The sequence below is a fragment of the Kitasatospora sp. MY 5-36 genome (assembly GCF_001182915.1).
In the GTDB taxonomy this organism is placed as follows: domain Bacteria; phylum Actinomycetota; class Actinomycetes; order Streptomycetales; family Streptomycetaceae; genus Kitasatospora.
The window spans coordinates 1-917 of sequence record NZ_LFVW01001314.1; the positions used below are offsets into that span (position 1 = coordinate 1).

The window sequence follows — 917 nt, forward strand, 5'->3', positions numbered from 1 at the left end:
AGCGCCGTGTCGGCGGCGCGCAGCAGGACGGCCGCGTGGGTGCCGTTCTCGGGCAGCACGGCGATGCCGGCGGCGGCGGTCAGGCCGTTGCCGGCGGCGGGGCGGGACTCGCGCGGGCCGGAGGACCAGTCCAGCAGCAGGTGCCGGCGGACCGACCAGACCAGCCGCTCGGCGACCTGGGCGGCGCCCTCGGCGCCGGTGTCCGGGAGCACCACCAGGAACTCCTCGCCGCCGTAGCGGCCGAGGGTGTCGGCCCGGCGGATCTCCATCGCGAGCCGCTGGGCGAGGTCGCGCAGCACCGCGCCCGCCCGGCCCCGGCCGTGCTCGGCGACGACCGCGTCGAAGCCGCTGATGGCGAGCATCAGCACGGCGAGCGGGCGCGGGCCGTCGGCCTGTCCGGTGTGCTCGGCGCGACGGGCCCGTTCGATCTCCCGGTCCAGGGTGAGCTGGAGGTGGCGGTAGTTCCACACGCCGGTGAGCGGGTCGCAGGAGGCGGTGCGCTCCAGGTCGGCGCAGCGCTCCTCGAGTTCGGCGATCCGCCCGCGCAGCCGCTGCGCCCCGGCGGCGGCCCGCGCCCGCTCCCGGCGGCCGCGCAGTCCGAGGGCGGTGGCGCCGGCCAGTGCGGGGACGCCGAGTGCGGCCAGGGCCTGGACCAGCAGCGGGGTGGTCAATGGGGGGTGCCCCTTCGCGTGTCAGGCTCTGCGCGTCGGCGGTGCGGAGGCCAGGAGGATCGGATGAACGAGGATCGGATGCCCAACGAGAAGAGCGGCCTGAGGACACGGCTGTTGTCGCGGCGGCGCGAACTGGCCGCCGAGGAGCGGGCGGCGGCGGCCGACGCGCTGGCCGGGCACGCCGGGGAGCTGGCCGCCCCCGGCGCCACGGTGGCCGCGTACGTCTCGGTGGGCGCCGAGCCCGGG

Annotated in this window: 1 protein-coding gene and 1 pseudogene; one reads left to right on the forward strand and one right to left on the reverse strand. The window is 78.2% G+C overall.

Annotation, left to right across the window (positions count from 1 at the left end):
* Window positions 1–671: GGDEF domain-containing protein (locus AE652_RS42175; RefSeq protein ID WP_049661477.1), on the reverse strand; the 671-nt coding region annotated here is incomplete at its 3' end.
* Window positions 672–734: 63 nt separating this feature from the next.
* On the opposite strand from AE652_RS42175, the pseudogene AE652_RS42180 reads away from it, so the two are divergent.
* Window positions 735–917: pseudogene (locus AE652_RS42180) on the forward strand (5-formyltetrahydrofolate cyclo-ligase); the annotation flags it as partial.